The organism is Hymenobacter wooponensis (assembly GCF_004745865.1).
Classification (GTDB): Bacteria; Bacteroidota; Bacteroidia; order Cytophagales; family Hymenobacteraceae; genus Hymenobacter; species Hymenobacter wooponensis.
The window spans coordinates 110,782-126,405 of record NZ_SRKZ01000003.1 but is presented as its reverse complement, the minus strand read 5'-3'; the positions used below and the strand labels follow the sequence as shown (position 1 = coordinate 126,405).

Genomic DNA, 15,624 nt, shown 5'->3' with positions numbered 1-15,624 from the left:
AAAAACGGGAGCTTTTTCGGCCCGTGAGTGTGTACTTTCTTAAGCCCGCAAGATAGGCAAAAAAGGCCATTTTACCTAATCTAGCGCCATCTTTAGTACCCTTAGAGAGTCTTCTTGCGGTCGTTATGATGCTTGCCCTGATCCTGGCTGTGCACCTTGATTTTTTCGCCGATTGCGGGGTTCTGTTTTTTAAACCAAGGCTGCCCGCGGTACTTGGTACCGTTGTGCAAATGCACCTTTCGGGTATGGCATGAGACCATGGGACAAGTGCGGCAGGAAGCGACTAACAGCAGGCCCACCACGGGCACTAAGAAACGAGAGGAGAGTACGCGTAAATTCATACGGATAAAGGTATTGAGTTCCGGGCTACGGTTGAGTACAGAAAGGGCTAGCCCAGTGCCAGAAGTGGCCTAGCGCCGGTTAGCCTACCCGAGGATGCACTGCCTACGACTGCGCGGCGCCTACATCCTGGCTGTCCCACTCCCGCAGAAACTGCTCCAGAAACTGTTCCATGAACTGGTGGCGCTCCTCCGCTACCCGACGGGCCGCGGGCGTATTCAGCCGCTCCCGCAGGTGCAGCAGCTTTTCGTAGAAGTGGTTGATGGTGGGTGCCGTGTTTTGCTTGTAGCTCTCAAAAGAATCGTGCTGAATGGGCGGCACCGCCGGATCGTGCAGGGGCCGGCCCTTGTGGCCGCCGTAGGCAAAAGCCCGCGCTACCCCAATAGCTCCAATAGCATCCAGGCGGTCAGCGTCCTGCACCAGTTCTCCTTCCACGGTACTCATGGGCGTAGCCACGCCCAGCCCTTTAAAACTGATTTCCCGAATAATGGCTTCTACGCGCTGAATAACAACTTCCTCGGCCTGCTGGCTTTCTAGCCACTGGCGCGCGGCTTGGGGCCCAGCTTCCTCATCTCCGTTGTGAAACTTCCAGTCGGCCACATCATGCAGCAAGGCGCCTAGCTCCGTTACAAGCGGGTCGGCTTCGGGGGTTTGCTGGGCCAGGGCCCGGGCAACATGCCATACCCGCCGGATGTGAGCCCAATCGTGGCCCGAGCCTTCGTTCAAGAATTTATCACGGACAAAGTCCGCAGTTTGAGTAATGAGTTGTTGCGCGTCGGACATGATAGTTTGCAATGGCCTAGGCCAGGTAATTAGAAGTTGGCAAAGGTATCACTCTGCCGTTGGCCCGGCTACTACTCGCTGGCTACCCGTTACGAGAAGGAGAGTTCCCGCAGGTACTGCGGTGGTACCTCATCCGTGAGCCACACCCCATTGCCGGACTGGTAGAACGTTGCCCCAGCCGCGTGCAGGGCCGCCGCATCTACGGCCAATAGCACGGGGCGCCCCCGCCGGCTGCCAACATGACGGGCGGTTTCTACATCCGGCGACAAATGCACATGGTGGCGCTGCATCTTCTGCAGGCCCTGCTCCCGGATGGCCGGCAACGCCGCCGCTACGGTACCGTGGTAGAGTTTCGGGGGCGGCACCTGCGCTACCAAGCCTAGCTCAACCGGTACGCTATGCCCCTGCTGCGCCCTGATGCGCGTGCCCGATTCATCAAAAGCGAAGCGCTGCTTGTCACTGCTGGTTACTACTTCTTCTAGCTGCTCCCGGGTTAGCGGGAACCCGCGGCGGGCACAGGCGGCCAGTAGCGCCTTCACTCCTACCCAGCCCCCGGCCTCCAGCGTTACGCCCAACAGCTCTGGCTGGTGGCGTAAGTGCAGGCTTAGAAACTTACTGATGCGGGTTTGTTGGGCTTTCTCCATAGCTAAAGAGAATGAAGTGCGCGGGCTCAGAACTATGCTGACGGAATCTTTTACCGAAGGTTTTCCGTTCCTGCGTATATTGCCGTCAAATGACGGTTTAAAAACACGCAAATGACAGTCGTTCGTAAAACTTCCGTGGCCAGCATGGTGGACCTTATGGGTGGCCCCACCGTAATTCCGCAGCTTGTGCGCAATGAGCTGGACCTGCTAGGCGTGGCCATCAAAGGCATGTCGGTGCAAGCCGTACGGGCGCTGCAACAGCGCCTGCAGTTTTCTAACAAGGAAATCAGCGCCGTGCTAGGCATTTCGGAAAGCACCCTGGCCCGGCGCGAGCAGGCCCACGGGGCCCTCACCCTCGACGAGGGAGAGAAAACCATCCAACTATCTGGGGTGCTGGCTAAGGGTCTGGAGGTGTTCGAAGATCAGGACGACTTCCAGCACTGGCTGGCTACGCCCAACCCAGCCCTGGGCGGCATCAAGCCCAAGTCCCTGCTATCGTCGGCCATTGGGCGCGAGCAGATTTGTGACATTTTGGGCCGCATTCAGTACGGACACTACTCCTAGGCCACTTCATGCTGCTCTATCGCCTGGGAAAAGCCCCGTACATTTCAGATACCTCTGGGCGAGGTGGCCTGTACTACGGGGGGCGCTGGCACGAAATCGGGACGCTAATTCTCTACACCTCGGAGCATCTCTCCCTAGCGAAGCTGGAGGTACTGGCTAACTCCCCGTCTCTGCCCCGTAATTATTTTGCCCTGACCCTGGAGGTGCCGGATACCGCCTCCATCCGCCATGTAACGCTGGAAGAGCTTCCCAGCGGCTGGCAGCAGTTACCGTATCCGCTGGAGCTGGCGCAACTCACCCGGGCCTGGATTGAGGAAGGCACCGAGTGGCTCATGCGTGTACCCTCCGCACACGCACCCCACGAGTGGAACTACCTGCTCAACCCCTTGCACCCCGATCATCAGCAACTCCGCACCGTTACGCTGGAGCCCCATCCCTTCGATCCTCGCCTGAAGCCCTAACACTCAATATACAAGTAGTAAGCCCCGCTGGTTAACCAGCGGGGCTTACTACTTGTATGGCAGGCACCTTTCCAGCTTTTCCTAGGAATAGAAGGCAAAATTTCGGACATTATAGTAGTCACACTCTGGGCTCACTTCCCATCTATTACCCTACTGCCTATAGTCCCACTTTTCCACTGCCCAGCATTTTCCGTCACTTCTTACCCCTGTACCTATGGACTGGTTGAGAAGCACCGTGCGGTCTGCCTATTTCCTTCTGACCCTCGCTGGCTGCGCATTTTCCCAGGTGGCCTACGCCTCGGAGAAAAGCGAAGGTCTCCCTCCTACTTTGGTGGCTCCGCCCACCGAAACGGCCGCCCTACGGGCTACGCTCCGGCAACTGCTGGATACCCGAGCACTGGGCACCGTGACTACCTACCAACGACTAGGCCTGCGAATGGGTCCGGCCGTGGGCAGCTTTTACCAAACCAACGACTACACTGCCCGCTGGACTCAGGACGCGGGTTGGAACCCACAGGCCACCGAAGCCTTGCAGCTGCTGGGCCGGGCCACCGAGTTTGGCCTGCTGCCCGAAGCCTACTCCTGGCAGCACCTGCTAACCCTCCCTGACTCGCTCCGGCTCTCAGCACCAAGCAGGGCACGGGGCCACCAACTGGCCACGTTTGAGCTGCGCCTCACCGATGCGCTGGTAACCTACCTCTTCCATTTGCGGCGGGGAACTCTGCAACCCGGCACCTTGCGGCCGGCAGTGCCCGACAGTCTCACTTGCCAGCAAACCGTTGCGCAGCTACATCACGCCCTCAACAGCTCCAACCTGACCGCGGCCATCCTGTGCCTGCAGCCTCCGCAACTGGCCTACCGCCACTTACAAACAACCTGGAGCCGGGCCCTGCGCGCTTCTCCCGCTGACTCATTACGCTTGATGCAAGACACTGTGGCGGGCTTTCAACGGGTGGCTATCAACCTGGAACGCATGCGCTGGGAAGCCGCGGCGGATTCCGAATACGCAGTGGTGAACATTCCGGCCTATCAGCTGCAGATCATTAAGAAGGGCCAGGTGCTGCAGACGTACCGCGTAATTGTGGGAAAGCCGGAGCTGCCTACGCCCGTTCTCAGCAGCCGAATCAGTGTGTTTGTGACGGCGCCGGAGTGGCGGGTGCCTTATAGCATTGCCGTGCGGGAGTTCCTGCCAGAGCTCCAGCGTGACCCTGGCTACCTCTACGACAACCATTACCAGCTCTACGATGGACGGGGGCGCCTCATTAATCCGTGGCACGTGAACTGGGCACGCATTACGCCCGCCACGTTTGTATACTCCATCCGGCAACGGGCGGGGTCGTTTAACGCGCTAGGTAATGTGGTTTTCTACTTCCCAAACCAGCAAACCGTGTTCCTGCACGACACACCCGGCCGCACTGCCTTCACCCGCCCTGAGCGAGCCCTCAGTCACGGCTGCGTTCGTGTGGAGAAACCTTTGAAGCTGGCGGAGTACCTGTTGCGGCGCGAAGGTCAGGCCAAGGCTATTCGGGAGATGTATGCTAGCGTGGCAGCCCACGATAAGCACCGCTTCGATCTATCCGTAGGCCTGCCTATCTACCTGCGCTACTACACCTGCGAAACAGAGCAAGGCCAGCTGCGCTTTCTGCCAGACATTTATCAATTAGACGCACCCATAATTGCAGCTTTGTTTAAGTGATAATAACTTATATAGCGCTAATCAAACAATTACTGCATAAAATAATCGACCTAATTTTTTCAATTAAACACATACACAACATGGCATTATCGAGCAAGTAAACTTATTATCTTAAAAATATTTCAACTCGCCTAAATCCAGTAGTGAGTAAGGTGGCGTAGATGCCCTCAAATAAACCAATCTACCCTTCCCCTTACTCATTACAACACATGAAAAAGCACTTGCTTTCCTTCGCAGTAGTAGCCCTGATGGGCGCAGCAACCGCAACATCGGCTTCGGCCCAAGCCAAAATGGTAGCCGGCACCGTATCAGTAGGTGGCGAAGCAATGTACCCCACGAAGAACATCGTTGAAAACGCGGTTAATTCTAAAGACCACACCACCCTGGTAGCCGCCGTGAAAGCTGCTGGCCTAGTTGAAACCCTGCAGGGGAAAGGCCCTTTTACCGTGTTTGCGCCTACTAACGCTGCTTTCAATGCCTTGCCCGCTGGCACCGTTGAAACCCTGGTAAAGCCCGAGAGCAAAGCTACGCTAACCAAAATCCTGACCTACCACGTGGTGGCTGGCAACATGACTTCCGATAAGATCATGGCTGCCATTAAAGCGGGCAAAGGCGCCGCCTCCTTAAAGACCGTGAGCGGTGGTACGCTAAAGGCCATGATGAACGGCCCGAAAAATATTGTACTAGTGGATGAAAAAGGCGGTGTATCAACTATTTCGACATATGACGTTACGCAAAGCAACGGCGTAATTCACGTTATCGACAAAGTCCTGATGCCCTAATTATTTCATAAGCAAATAAAATACCCGTGCCTCGTATTATGCAACTGCGTAATACGAGGCACGGGTATTTTATTTTTATCTAAATCTTTGAAAATAGGTTTTAATAAAAATAAACCAAGTGGTTCAAACAGGCTCGAACAAGTGAGCACGCTAGGTGTTAAACTACCTGCACGCTGCGCGAACTTCCAAGACTATGAAAAGGAACGAGATAGAGCCCCGTCAGAATCGTGTCATTTACGTGCTGATGGTGGTAATCGCCATTATCGCCTTATCAGTAGCTATCTGGTACCATGCCCGGCAGTAGCCCTCACCTAGAACGCCCTACTTCTGTTTCTGCCAGCGGCGCAACAGGCCTAGGATCTCGGGGGTATCATACTTGGCCATGCCTTCGTGTGAGCCAATGATTTTACCAGCAGGAGAAATAATAAAAGTGGCCGGAATGCCAGCCGTTTGATAAGCAGTTGGTAATGGAGAGCCCGGCGAATAGGCGGGCACCGTAATACCTCGCCGAGAAAGAAAACGACGCGCTTTTTCTGGGTTCTGATCCAGCGAAAGCAGCACAAAGGCGACACTGTCGGGGTTAGTGCGCTTAGCCAACCGGACAATATCGGGCATTTCAGCTACGCAGGGCGGACACCAACTGGCCCAGATGTTGAGAAAAATTACCTTGCCCCGCAGTTGCGATAGTGGCACGGCTGGCCCAGGCTGATTTAGGGGCAATAGCAGCAAATTGAAATTATCGGATGCAGAGGCGGTGCGGCCGGCTGCCTTAGGCGCACTGAGTTGCGGCTGCCACAAACCAGTGCTGAGCAGCCCCTGCTGCACTCGGCCCAACACCTCGGTGTGCCACCCGCTGAAGTACAGGCCTAGCGCGATAGCCAGGTACAGGGCCGGCTCCAGCCAGGCGCGCCGTCGAAACAAAAATTGAAACATCTGGCAAAGGTCGCGACTTGCTTGTATCTCTGACACATTTTGCCCTGCCCTCATGCCGCATTTCACCGCCGATGACCTCGCTGGTCTGGAAAAAGTATTCCGCCTCAACCTGGTTAACTCCGTAACCGGCTACAAACCCGCCAACTTAGTAGGAACGGCCGCCCCCGATGGAGCCACCAACTTAGCCGTAATCAGCTCAGTAGTACATCTGGGTTCAAATCCGGCCCTGATTGGCTTTGTAATGCGCCCAGCCAGCGTGCCGCGTCACACCTACGAAAATATCCAGGCTACCGGCCGGTACACTATTAATCATGTGCACAGCGGCATCATGCGCGAGGCGCACTACACCTCGGCTAACTTCCCCCGGGAAGTATCAGAATTTGAAGCCTGTGGACTCACCCCCGAGTACCGCGACGACTTTTCGGCGCCATACGTGCAAGGCAGCCGGGTTCAAATGGGTCTGGAGCTGGCGCAGGAGCTGCCCATTGAAATAAACGGCACCATTCTGCTCATTGGCCGCGTCGTGCAGTTGTATTTGGCCGATGACGTAATGCGACCCGATGGCTCCCTGAACCTTCCCGCTGCCGACAGCGTGTGCCTTTCCGGTCTTGATACCTACCACACTGCCACTGCTCAGGCCCGCTATGGGTACGCCCGCCCCAATCAGCCCATGCCCGAACTCCCCCTGGCCTAGAGAGCTGCCAACTAGCTACGAAGCCCGGAGGGAAGTGGCCTAGGCCACTTCCCTCCGGGCTTCACTCCTATCTTTGTGCACTCACATATTGACTAAGCACGTATGGGCACCTCTGGCTTCCGCAATTTCGATAACGACGACGCAGCAGATTTTCTGGCTGATTTTGCCGACGACCCCAACGAAGTGGTGTTGCTCGAGGCCCTGATTACTGCTGCCGAAGAGGAAGGCTATGTGGAGGCCGATGTGGCTGCCCAGGCCCTGGCCGCCGCTGAAATTGTAGCCGCCTGGCAAGGACAGCCCAGCGCTGACTTCCCCGACGATATGCTCGAGCTGGCTGATGAGCTCGATGTAAGCGACGAAGATGAACTAACCGAGCTGGCCCGCCGGGCCGTAGAAGCCGTGCTCAAGCGCTCGGAGCTGCTGGATTTGTGGCAGGACTCGAAAGAACTGCCCCAGTGGCAACAAACCCAGCAAGACTTACTGAAGCGGTTAGAGTAGACGGAGCAGGCTTGCTGCTGGCTTTTTACAGGCCTACCGCGCCCAATTTCTCCAGTTCCTCCCACACGCGGTGCACCGGCAGGCCCATTACATTGAAGTAGGAACCTTCTAGGCGCGTCACGGCCACCATGCCAATCCAATCTTGCGCCCCATAGGCGCCTGCTTTGTCCAGGGGATGGTATTGCGTTACGTAGTGCTCAATTTCGGCGAGGGACAGCGGGCGGAAGTACACCCGCGTCTGGTCAGAGAATACTACGCGGCGCCCGTCGCCGGCTAGCAAGCATACGCCAGTGTACACGTCATGAGCCCGGCCCTGCAGGCGCTGCAGCATCTGCACAGCTTCGGCCGCATCGGCGGGCTTGTTCAGCACGTCATCATCAAGGCATACAATCGTGTCGGCTGTAAGCACGAGTTCATCGGGGGCCAAATCCGAGGCGTAGGCAGAGGCTTTATGCGCGGCCAGGTATTCGGCTACTTCCGCGCGCACTAGGTGCGGCGGGAAAGATTCATCTACCTCACGCAGCCGCACCTCGTAGGCCACTCCCAGATCGGTAAGCAGCTGCCGCCGCCGGGGCGAGTTGGAAGCCAGCACCAAGCGCGGCCGAACCAAGGAAGAGTCAGGAGCGGAAAACGGCATAAAAGGGATGTTCAGTTTCAGAGTCGCGGATACTGGTGAAGAGAAATCCGCCAATAGTTTTAGGATAAAAGAACGTGGATTTGGGCGGCATCACGGCCCCGGAGTGGCAGACACGCTCCACTTCCTCCATCGTGACTTCGTTCGTAATGAAGGCCGCCCGCGCCTCGCCCCGGTCCACCCGGGTAAGGCACTCGGGGAAGTTACGCACGTAGGCCACTCCGGCCCACTGCCGTTGCGCCTCCTGCCCCACAATACCCAACACCTTTTCCAACACAAAAAAGTGCAGCACCGTGAGGTCAAGGTTCTTTACTTCGGGGGTGGTAGGCCAGTCGAGCAGGGCGTGCGCTTCGGGCCGCAGCCGAATCTTGTAGGCCTGCCCCTCGCCCAAATACAGTCCGAAAGCCCAGGGCTTACCGGCAATTCGCTCGGGCAAACCATAGGGGTCATCCAGCGTCAGCACCGTAAAGTAGGGCGTTAAGCGGGTCAGCAGCTCTTCGGTAGAAAGCCCTTCTGGTAGTTGCAGCACTAGGCGGTGCGTGGGCAGAATGCGCAGGTCGTCGGCAGCCGCGTTGGTGAGGTACATCAGGTGAAAATTCCACGCTTCCTCCCCCGTGTAGGCCTCTCCGGCTGCCAGGCGGCGCGCCTGCCGGTAAGTTAACGACCCCTCATAACGGTGGTGCCCGTCGGCCAGAATAACCTCCCGCGCTTCCAACACTTGCTGAAACCGCCGAATGATGTGTACATCCTGAATCACGGCCAGCACATCACGGGCACCCTGATAGTCTTCCTCAGTTTGGTAGAGCGGGTTTTGCATGGCCTCATCCATGTATTGCTCCAACTCAAAGGTATCATCGCGGTATAGGCCGTGGGTAGCGCTGGTCTGGAACTCCATCCGGCTCAGCAGCTCAGCACGGTCATTTACGGAAGCCGGCAGCGTGTTCTCATGGCGCAATACCACGTTTTCGGCCCAGTCGTAGGCCCTGATGTGGCACATAAAGCCTTTTCGGCAGTATTCGCGGGTGCTGCCGGGTAGCCGGAAGTACTGATAATACACGTAGATACCGGGCAGCTCATCCTGCCGCAGCACGCCGCTTTGCTGCCACTCCTGCAGCCGCTGGCGCGCCGCACCGGCAGCATCCTCCCCCCGTGGCACTGATAGATGAATGCTATTGAGCGGATTCTGGTAGAGTGCCTCCCGCTGCTTCGCCGAAACCACGTCGAAGAGCGGAGAAACGTAGGCATCAATTTGCTGACTCAATTCCGAGTTGTAGCGCCAGCCGCGCACGGGTTGGATTTCGGCCACTTAAAAGGGAGTAAAGTAAAAGGGAACGGGAGTGGCCTAGTAAGGCCGGCGGAACAGCACTCCTCCGCTCCGAAGAGCTCAGCCTACTGCTCTAGGCCACTATTAGGGAGCCAGGCGCGAAATAGTCCAGCCTAGCCCATGCATTTCATACACAATCCGGTCGTGCAAACGGCTAGGCCTCCCCTGCCAGAACTCAATGCGTTGCGGCCGCAGGATGTAACCACCCCAATGGTCTGGGCGAGGCAGTGGCTCTTGCCCTGCAAAGCGAGCTTCCACTTCGTGCTCCCGCTGCTCCAGCTCTTCCCTACTCTGAATCGGCTGACTCTGGGGCGATGCCCAGGCTCCCACCTGACTAGCCCGGGGGCGGCTCTGAAAGTATTCCGTGGATAGCTCTTCGGGCGCCTTCTCTACGCGCCCTTCCACCCGCACTTGGCGTTCCAGCGCCGGCCAGAAGAACGTCATAGCCGCTAAGGCGCCGGTTGCCAGTTCCTGCCCTTTGCGGGAATCGTAGTTGGTAAAGAAGAGGAACCCCGCATCGTCTGGCAGCCCTTTAAGCAGCACAACGCGGGCAGAAGGCTGCCCGGCTTCACTTACCGTAGCTAACGTGAGAGCGGTAGGCTCCTCTACTTGCGCACTGATGGCCTCATCTAGCCAAGCACGAAACTGCCGCACGGCATCTGGCTGCACATCGGCTTCGGTGAGCGTCCGCTGGGCGTACGTTTTGCGCAGGTCAGCAAGTTGAGGATCAATCATGGAAAGGCAGAAATAGGCGTAAAGGCAACATGCCAGGCGGAAGTAGCTGGGGTATGAGCCCAACTACTTCCTGTGAAACTGGGGTAAAAATAAGCGTCTGACGCGAAGCTGCTACCTAACCGGCGTGCAATACGTGCTTCACGGAGGTAACTGGCAGCAGTCTGAACTGCAGAAAGAGCCGAAAGGTAGTACAATACGAATGCCCAACGGAACCCGCGCCCCCCTGCCTAACGTACTCCCAAAGAATCACGCCGCACCAATCTCTTCCAAGGGAGCACTTACTGCTAAAAGGGTTACTATACTGCCCTCTTCGCTCTCTTCGTTCCCCTTTACCCTCCATCAACCAATCACCTTCTCCGATGCCTCGCCTTCAATCTGGTAGCTTGCTGATATCGCAGCCTTTTCTCGGCGACCCCAACTTTGAGCGAACAGTGGTACTGCTATGCAGCCACTCCGAAGAAGAAGGGTCGTTCGGGCTGGTCCTCAACCGTCCGGCTTCCTTGCAGCTAGGCGATGTGCTGGAATTACCAGGCGGAGATGCCTTGCCCGCCGCCCGCATACCCCTAGGCCTAGGTGGCCCGGTGCAGCCTGATACGCTGCACTACCTGCACCGTCGCGCCGATCTGCCCCACGCTGTAGCCCTCGGCCAGGACGTATACTGGGGTGGCGACTTCCGGCAGTTAATTGAAGAGTTACAAACTGATCCAACCCCCTCTGAAGAGGTGCGTTTGTACGTTGGCTACTCTGGCTGGACTGCCGGTCAGCTAGCCGAAGAAGTACGGGAAAATGTTTGGATTGTGCACTCTAATGCTGCCGGGAAAGTATTTACTTTGGATAACGATGCTTTCTGGCAGTCGATATTGCGCGAAAAAGGGGGCCGCTTCCGTATGTTGTCCAACTACCCCACAGACCCGCGTCTGAACTAATCGCGCCCACTGCCCACTTCTGGGCCTTTCTCCCTTGAATATTATGCTACCTGAAAACGATAACACCGTCCCTACCAACGCCAATGATGAGGCCTCCGAGTCGCCGATGAGTATTCTGGAGCGACGTCTGGATGAAATCAACGCCAAGCAGGATCCCGCAAACGAAGTTACCACCCCTCCCGCCGAGTCCTCTGGTCCGGCAAACAGCACTTCCGCAACTCCCGTTGCCCCCGAGGATATTACCGAGCGGCCTACCCAAGATGTACCATCCATCGCCCCTGAACCCAGTGGTGCCGGTACCGCTGAGCCTACGGTAGCGCCTTCATCTGAGCAGGCAGCAACCTCGGAATCGGTCAGCCACGCACCAGCACCAGCCCAAGCCGCCGATGCTCACTCTGCTGGCGAGGCCCGTTCCCTAGCCCACTACGGCACCACCGCGCCGGGCGCTTCAGCAGAAGCAGTTGCTCCCGAAGACGAAGCTCCTCACGTAAAACCCGTTGTAGAGGTAAGCGCCGATGAAAATTTGGATAAGGCCCTGGAGCAAGCGCCCTCGGTAGCCTCGCTGCACACCTCCTCCGATGCCGCTGCCACAGATGACGAGGAGGAATACGTTCCAGACGCCTCGGCTCCGGACTTCGCCACCCTTGACCTGGCCGCGCAAACCACCTACCTGCAATCCTTGCTGCAGCGCCCAGATGCACGCCAGAACCGTAAGCAGATTTTTGACCTGCAGCGCCAATACGAAACCCAAATCCAGAACGACAGGGCAGCAGCCAAGCAACGGTTCACGGAAGCAGGCAATACTGGCGAAGATTTCGCATATGCTGGTCCCACCGGTTATCAGGAGTTAACCAAAGCCTTCCAGGACTTTCGCGACAGCCGCGTCCGCGATGCCAAGGCTGAAGATGAGCAGCGTGCCAAAAATCTCGCGCACAAGCAGTACCTACTCTCGCAGCTCCGCCAATTAGTAGAGTCAGCGGAAACCAAGGATAGCTCTACCCGCATCAAAGCCCTTCAAAACGATTGGAAGGCTACTGGCCCTGTTCCCCAGAAGGACACTCAGGAGCTCTGGAACAGCTACCACGCGCTACTTGATATCTTCTACAACAACCGGGGCCTGTTCTTCGAGATGAAGGAACTTGACCGCCGCCGGAACCAGGAGGCCAAGGAAGGACTGATCACGCGCGCAGAAGCACTCCAACAGCAGCCTAGCATTAACAAGGCCTTACAGGAGCTACGCCAGCTGCATGAGGAGTGGAAACACATCGGCCCAGTACCAAACGAGCAGCGTGAAGCCTTGTGGCAGCGCTTTCTGCAGGCATCAGAGAAAGTGCACGACCGGAAGAAAGAGTTTCTAACCAGCCGCTCCGCTCAAGAGAATGCTAATCTGGAACGTAAAACGGCACTACTAGCCCAGTTGCAACCCTTCGGCGAATTCCAGACTGAACGGGTAAACGAGTGGCGCGCCAAGACCGACGAGCTTCAGAAGCTCAAAGAAGAATGGGACGCCGCCGGCCTGGTTCCTCGCGAGAAAGCGGAACAAATGAACAAGCAGTTCTGGGGAGCTTACAAGGGGTTCTTCCAGCGCAAAAATCAATTCTTCAAGGCTCTCGACGAAGAAAAGAACACGAATCTAAAGCGCAAGCTCGATTTGTGCGAGCAAGCTGAAGCGGCCTTGGTGAATCCCAATTGGGAGGAAGCCCGTGAAACCGTCATCCGCCTGCAGAAAGAGTGGAAGCTCATTGGCCGCGTCCCAGAAAAGCAGTCCGACAAAGTCTGGAACCGCTTCCGCACGGCATGTGACTCTTTCTTTGACCGTAAGAAGGAGGAAGTGCGCCAACGTGAGCAGCACGCTCAGCAAGCCAGCCGCGAGCAAGTTCAGCACTTGGATAAAATCGCCGAAGCTGTAGCGGCCTTATCTGCTGATGCACCCGGCTCCATAGAAGGCTTCCGCCAGCAAGTGAGCGAGTGGCGGAGCTTTGACACTGGCTCTGGAAAAGGCAATGAGCGCACCGAGGAGAAATTTCAGTTGCTAATGGCCAAATATCTAGACACAGTGCCTGGCCTCTCCTATGCTGAGCGTACTGAGCTACTATTCAACCTCCAGATAGAACGGCTCAAGTCAGCACCCGACTCGCAACAGCAGCTCTACAAAAAAGAACAACTACTGCGCCGAGAAATCAACGAGTTAGAGAATGACATCTCTACCCTCAGAACCAACTTAGAGTTTTTCGCGCGTTCAAAGAATGCAGGTCAGCTTCGTGAAGAGTACCAAGGCCGCATTGACGAAGCACAAGCCCGTATAGATACTTTGAAAAAGCAACTGCGCGCGGTGCGCAGTTAATCTTCAGTTCTTATCAACAAGAAAAGCCGGATGAGTCTTTAGGCTCATCCGGCTTTTCTTGTTCAGTACATACAGCCTCTCTTGTGGGAACTTTTGTCCATTTTAAAAAATAAAGTAAAAATTCACTCTTGCTGCAAAACACAAACCTCTCAGATTATCAATCACTTTGGCCCTTATTGGTAGATTCACTACTTCTAAGACGTCTTTTTTTATCAGTTAAGGCTTGAGAATATCAATTCTATATGTAGTTTTGCACCACTTAAACGCCTCCTTAGCTCAGCTGGTAGAGCAACTGACTTGTAATCAGTAGGTCGCTGGTTCGATCCCGGCAGGGGGCTCATAGGTAAAGTAACGCCTTGTAAATCAATGATTTGCAAGGCGTTTTTTATTGGTGTGCCCGTTGGTGTGCCTCTTTGCCTAAATAGGCCTCCCTCCTACTACTTATATACTCGCTAAAATGTAAAAGCCCCGACATGTGCCGAGGCTTCTATAGTTGCAGTAGATGGCAGTCCACACCTTTTGCGCGGTTGTGGAGAGGCAAATATAAAACGAAGAAGCCGGGCTGCAGTTCCGGCTTCCCTCCGAATATACCCTCGGGCGCGGGCATGCGCTCCCGCTAGAGGTATCCTGGCCTACGCCCCTACACACAAAGCGGGGCCAGTGATTCTATTAGGCCAGCTTCCAGCGAGCTGGTACCCAGGCCCACTTGCTAGCATGATTGCGTAATATCCAGCCGCCTGTAGCACCAGCTAGCACCAACAGGCCATACACCCACCACGGCGGGCCTACCTCCTTTGTGCTGACTGAGGGTGCGTTGCCCTTGCCAATACCTGCGGCCCCACCATCGGCGCCTGCTTCCCGGTTATCGGTGGCCTTGTTACCGGTGCCTAGCTGGGTCGGGGCTTCCGTTTTGGTAGGCACAGCAGCGATGTTGCCGGTGCCGTACTGGTTGATAATGGTGCTGTTCTTTATTTTCTGCTTGCCTGAGCGCTTGCCTAGGCCTAGAAAGCCTATTCCCTTTGGCTGGTCAGCCTGTGCCGTTGGTACCTGATTAGCGTAGTTAGCCGCCTTGTACGGCTGGTCGCGTGCGTACTGGCCTGTATCCTCTGGGCTTGCATCTGACACACTCTCGCTTGCTACATTTTTTGATGTAGCACAGCTACTCAGGCCAATTGTGATTCCTAGGCCGAAGCCGAGTAAAAGAATGCCCACCACGATCAGCAGCAGCAACCGGCCATAGCCGTTTAGTTTAGGAGTATCCATGGTTAGTACAGCCAGTTTGCAACTGCGGATATGTCCGAGTTAGGGTAAAACACGACACGCACGCCCCCACCATCCCGGCCCCCACCTCGGCCCGTATTGCCCGCATTCACATACCAGCCACGGGCGGGCCGGCCTTTGCGGATGCTGCGGCCCATCTCTACCGCCCGGCCAATATGCCCGATGCGGCCCAGGCTTGCATAGTAGAAACCCACTACATGCCCTGGCTTCAGGCTATCGATGGAGCCACGCTTGCCAGTGAAGTAGTAGGTGCGCGTCTTATCGGTGAACCAATTATAGGAGCCAGCGGCTCCCTTGGGCACTGGTAGGCCACAGGCCCGCTGGTTGGCTGCCTGGTATACGCCACACCAGGGGCCATAGAGGGCCGCTCCTGCGGCCTTTTGCCAGGCGTTGATTTGCGGCCCATCGTTGCGGCCGGTCAGTTCCCGCACGCCCGTTTGCCGCCCTGCCCAGTCGAGGGTGCAGGCGGCATTCGAACGCTGGGCTACTGACTGAGCGCGGCTACCAGCAGGCAGGCCGCATACAGCGAGAGCAAGCCAAACCAGACTTTTAAGTAGATGTTGTACTGACATTCTTCCGAAAGTTGAACAGTAGAATCCTCGACGACAAAACCAGCCGTGAAGTGACGCTTGGCCCACACTGGCAGGCCGGGAGTGATGTAGTGCATGAGCGACCAGACCAGCACGATGATGCCACAGAAGTAGCCTGAGCCCGCCAGGAAGATGCTCACCACCGCCCCGAACTGTTTGGCTCCCTGTGCTTGGTGCAGGGCGGTTATCTGCGCCCCGTCCGGATCAGCACCGCCAGGGGTAATTGGCTCAGCACCGTATAGCCAGAAGGTGAGCTTGGGTAGTAGCTCAGGCGTGAGCAGGTAGGCCAGGACAATGAGCAGGCCCAGGAAGAAGGGTACATGCCGGCGGATGTAGGCCACGGTTTTCTGCCAAGGCGTACAGGTGTTGGGGGATTGTTCCATAAGTGTATTAGTG

Annotated in this window: 18 protein-coding genes and 1 tRNA gene; 9 read left to right on the top strand and 10 right to left on the bottom strand. The window is 56.5% G+C overall.

Going from position 1 to position 15,624, the window contains the following annotated elements; all coding sequences use genetic code 11:
* Window positions 1-101: 101 nt before the first annotated feature.
* The 3 genes from EU557_RS10825 to EU557_RS10815 all read right to left on the bottom strand — a co-directional run bounded on the left by EU557_RS10825 (window position 102) and on the right by EU557_RS10815 (window position 1,766).
* On the bottom strand, window positions 102-341 hold the full coding sequence (locus EU557_RS10825) for a hypothetical protein (protein ID WP_135530483.1): 240 nt from the start codon (window positions 339-341) through the stop codon (window positions 102-104).
* 103 nt (window positions 342-444) lie between these two features.
* Complete coding sequence (locus EU557_RS10820; RefSeq protein WP_135530482.1) at window positions 445-1,122, bottom strand: HD domain-containing protein; 678 nt, start codon at window positions 1,120-1,122, stop codon at window positions 445-447.
* Between the two features lie 89 nt (window positions 1,123-1,211).
* Window positions 1,212-1,766 carry an RNA 2'-phosphotransferase gene (locus tag EU557_RS10815; RefSeq protein ID WP_135530481.1) on the bottom strand — a complete coding sequence of 185 codons (555 nt, stop codon included), beginning with the start codon at window positions 1,764-1,766 and terminating at the stop codon, window positions 1,212-1,214.
* A 111-nt stretch (window positions 1,767-1,877) separates the two neighbouring features.
* Here EU557_RS10815 and parS point away from each other — a divergent pair, with 111 nt between their 5' ends.
* From parS to EU557_RS10795, 4 genes are all read left to right on the top strand, one after another.
* On the top strand, window positions 1,878-2,330 hold the full coding sequence (parS, locus tag EU557_RS10810) for a type II RES/Xre toxin-antitoxin system antitoxin (protein WP_135530480.1): 453 nt from the start codon (window positions 1,878-1,880) through the stop codon (window positions 2,328-2,330).
* An 8-nt stretch (window positions 2,331-2,338) separates the two neighbouring features.
* Window positions 2,339-2,791 (top strand): RES family NAD+ phosphorylase, encoded by a 453-nt coding sequence (locus EU557_RS10805; protein WP_135530479.1) that lies wholly within the window; start codon window positions 2,339-2,341, stop codon window positions 2,789-2,791.
* A gap of 214 nt (window positions 2,792-3,005) precedes the next feature.
* Window positions 3,006-4,487, top strand: a complete 1,482-nt coding sequence (locus EU557_RS10800) for a L,D-transpeptidase family protein (RefSeq protein WP_135530478.1) — start codon at window positions 3,006-3,008, stop codon at window positions 4,485-4,487.
* Window positions 4,488-4,696: 209 nt separating this feature from the next.
* On the top strand, window positions 4,697-5,269 hold the full coding sequence (locus EU557_RS10795; RefSeq protein ID WP_135530477.1) for a fasciclin domain-containing protein: 573 nt from the start codon (window positions 4,697-4,699) through the stop codon (window positions 5,267-5,269).
* 321 nt (window positions 5,270-5,590) lie between these two features.
* On the opposite strand, the gene EU557_RS10790 is transcribed toward EU557_RS10795, so the two are convergent.
* Window positions 5,591-6,202, bottom strand: a complete 612-nt coding sequence (locus EU557_RS10790; protein ID WP_245326235.1) for a TlpA family protein disulfide reductase — start codon at window positions 6,200-6,202, stop codon at window positions 5,591-5,593.
* Window positions 6,203-6,254: 52 nt separating this feature from the next.
* Here EU557_RS10790 and EU557_RS10785 point away from each other — a divergent pair, with 52 nt between their 5' ends.
* Window positions 6,255-6,896 carry a flavin reductase family protein gene (locus EU557_RS10785; protein ID WP_135530476.1) on the top strand — a complete coding sequence of 214 codons (642 nt, stop codon included), beginning with the start codon at window positions 6,255-6,257 and terminating at the stop codon, window positions 6,894-6,896.
* A 102-nt stretch (window positions 6,897-6,998) separates the two neighbouring features.
* Window positions 6,999-7,394 carry a DUF4259 domain-containing protein gene (locus EU557_RS10780; RefSeq protein WP_135530475.1) on the top strand — a complete coding sequence of 132 codons (396 nt, stop codon included), beginning with the start codon at window positions 6,999-7,001 and terminating at the stop codon, window positions 7,392-7,394.
* 25 nt (window positions 7,395-7,419) lie between these two features.
* Here EU557_RS10780 and EU557_RS10775 read toward each other — a convergent pair whose 3' ends face one another.
* The 3 genes from EU557_RS10775 to pdxH all read right to left on the bottom strand — a co-directional run bounded on the left by EU557_RS10775 (window position 7,420) and on the right by pdxH (window position 10,087).
* The gene (locus EU557_RS10775) at window positions 7,420-8,031 is read right to left on the bottom strand and encodes a Maf family nucleotide pyrophosphatase (protein WP_135530474.1); all 612 of its coding nucleotides are present in this window, start codon (window positions 8,029-8,031) and stop codon (window positions 7,420-7,422) included.
* A complete protein-coding gene (locus EU557_RS10770; RefSeq protein ID WP_135530473.1) occupies window positions 8,012-9,334 on the bottom strand; it encodes a DUF1015 domain-containing protein in 1,323 nt (440 codons plus the stop codon). The genes EU557_RS10775 and EU557_RS10770 overlap by 20 nt, the downstream gene beginning before the upstream one ends.
* A 102-nt stretch (window positions 9,335-9,436) precedes the next feature.
* Complete coding sequence (gene pdxH, locus EU557_RS10765; RefSeq protein ID WP_135530472.1) at window positions 9,437-10,087, bottom strand: pyridoxamine 5'-phosphate oxidase; 651 nt, start codon at window positions 10,085-10,087, stop codon at window positions 9,437-9,439.
* A 359-nt stretch (window positions 10,088-10,446) separates the two neighbouring features.
* Here pdxH and EU557_RS10760 point away from each other — a divergent pair, with 359 nt between their 5' ends.
* The 3 genes from EU557_RS10760 to EU557_RS10750 all read left to right on the top strand — a co-directional run bounded on the left by EU557_RS10760 (window position 10,447) and on the right by EU557_RS10750 (window position 13,695).
* Window positions 10,447-11,013, top strand: a complete 567-nt coding sequence (locus tag EU557_RS10760) for a YqgE/AlgH family protein (RefSeq protein ID WP_135530471.1) — start codon at window positions 10,447-10,449, stop codon at window positions 11,011-11,013.
* 43 nt (window positions 11,014-11,056) lie between these two features.
* Window positions 11,057-13,357 (top strand): DUF349 domain-containing protein, encoded by a 2,301-nt coding sequence (locus tag EU557_RS10755; RefSeq protein WP_135530470.1) that lies wholly within the window; start codon window positions 11,057-11,059, stop codon window positions 13,355-13,357.
* Window positions 13,358-13,622: 265 nt separating this feature from the next.
* Window positions 13,623-13,695: transfer RNA gene (locus EU557_RS10750), tRNA-Thr, on the top strand.
* A 331-nt stretch (window positions 13,696-14,026) separates the two neighbouring features.
* Here EU557_RS10750 and EU557_RS10745 read toward each other — a convergent pair.
* Genes EU557_RS10745 through EU557_RS10735 form a run of 3 tightly spaced genes read right to left on the bottom strand, consistent with a single transcriptional unit; the run spans window position 14,027 to window position 15,611 of the window.
* Window positions 14,027-14,620 carry a hypothetical protein gene (locus EU557_RS10745; RefSeq protein ID WP_135530469.1) on the bottom strand — a complete coding sequence of 198 codons (594 nt, stop codon included), beginning with the start codon at window positions 14,618-14,620 and terminating at the stop codon, window positions 14,027-14,029.
* A gap of 2 nt (window positions 14,621-14,622) precedes the next feature.
* A complete protein-coding gene (locus EU557_RS10740; protein WP_135530468.1) occupies window positions 14,623-15,210 on the bottom strand; it encodes a hypothetical protein in 588 nt (195 codons plus the stop codon).
* The gene (locus EU557_RS10735) at window positions 15,123-15,611 is read right to left on the bottom strand and encodes a hypothetical protein (protein ID WP_135530467.1); all 489 of its coding nucleotides are present in this window, start codon (window positions 15,609-15,611) and stop codon (window positions 15,123-15,125) included. The genes EU557_RS10740 and EU557_RS10735 overlap by 88 nt, the downstream gene beginning before the upstream one ends.
* Between the last annotated feature and the right edge of the window lie 13 nt (window positions 15,612-15,624).

Coding starts and splice junctions, on each gene's coding strand:
- EU557_RS10790 (WP_245326235.1), bottom strand. CDS start 6,202: ATGTTTCAATTTTTGTTTCGACGGCGCGCCTGGCTGGAGCCGGCCCTG.
- EU557_RS10760 (WP_135530471.1), top strand. CDS start 10,447: ATGCCTCGCCTTCAATCTGGTAGCTTGCTGATATCGCAGCCTTTTCTC.
- EU557_RS10745 (WP_135530469.1), bottom strand. CDS start 14,620: ATGGATACTCCTAAACTAAACGGCTATGGCCGGTTGCTGCTGCTGATC.
- EU557_RS10795 (WP_135530477.1), top strand. CDS start 4,697: ATGAAAAAGCACTTGCTTTCCTTCGCAGTAGTAGCCCTGATGGGCGCA.
- EU557_RS10755 (WP_135530470.1), top strand. CDS start 11,057: ATGCTACCTGAAAACGATAACACCGTCCCTACCAACGCCAATGATGAG.
- EU557_RS10800 (WP_135530478.1), top strand. CDS start 3,006: ATGGACTGGTTGAGAAGCACCGTGCGGTCTGCCTATTTCCTTCTGACC.
- EU557_RS10740 (WP_135530468.1), bottom strand. CDS start 15,210: ATGTCAGTACAACATCTACTTAAAAGTCTGGTTTGGCTTGCTCTCGCT.
- EU557_RS10735 (WP_135530467.1), bottom strand. CDS start 15,611: ATGGAACAATCCCCCAACACCTGTACGCCTTGGCAGAAAACCGTGGCC.
- EU557_RS10775 (WP_135530474.1), bottom strand. CDS start 8,031: ATGCCGTTTTCCGCTCCTGACTCTTCCTTGGTTCGGCCGCGCTTGGTG.
- pdxH (WP_135530472.1), bottom strand. CDS start 10,087: ATGATTGATCCTCAACTTGCTGACCTGCGCAAAACGTACGCCCAGCGG.
- EU557_RS10785 (WP_135530476.1), top strand. CDS start 6,255: ATGCCGCATTTCACCGCCGATGACCTCGCTGGTCTGGAAAAAGTATTC.
- EU557_RS10780 (WP_135530475.1), top strand. CDS start 6,999: ATGGGCACCTCTGGCTTCCGCAATTTCGATAACGACGACGCAGCAGAT.
- parS (WP_135530480.1), top strand. CDS start 1,878: ATGACAGTCGTTCGTAAAACTTCCGTGGCCAGCATGGTGGACCTTATG.
- EU557_RS10805 (WP_135530479.1), top strand. CDS start 2,339: ATGCTGCTCTATCGCCTGGGAAAAGCCCCGTACATTTCAGATACCTCT.
- EU557_RS10825 (WP_135530483.1), bottom strand. CDS start 341: ATGAATTTACGCGTACTCTCCTCTCGTTTCTTAGTGCCCGTGGTGGGC.
- EU557_RS10815 (WP_135530481.1), bottom strand. CDS start 1,766: ATGGAGAAAGCCCAACAAACCCGCATCAGTAAGTTTCTAAGCCTGCAC.
- EU557_RS10820 (WP_135530482.1), bottom strand. CDS start 1,122: ATGTCCGACGCGCAACAACTCATTACTCAAACTGCGGACTTTGTCCGT.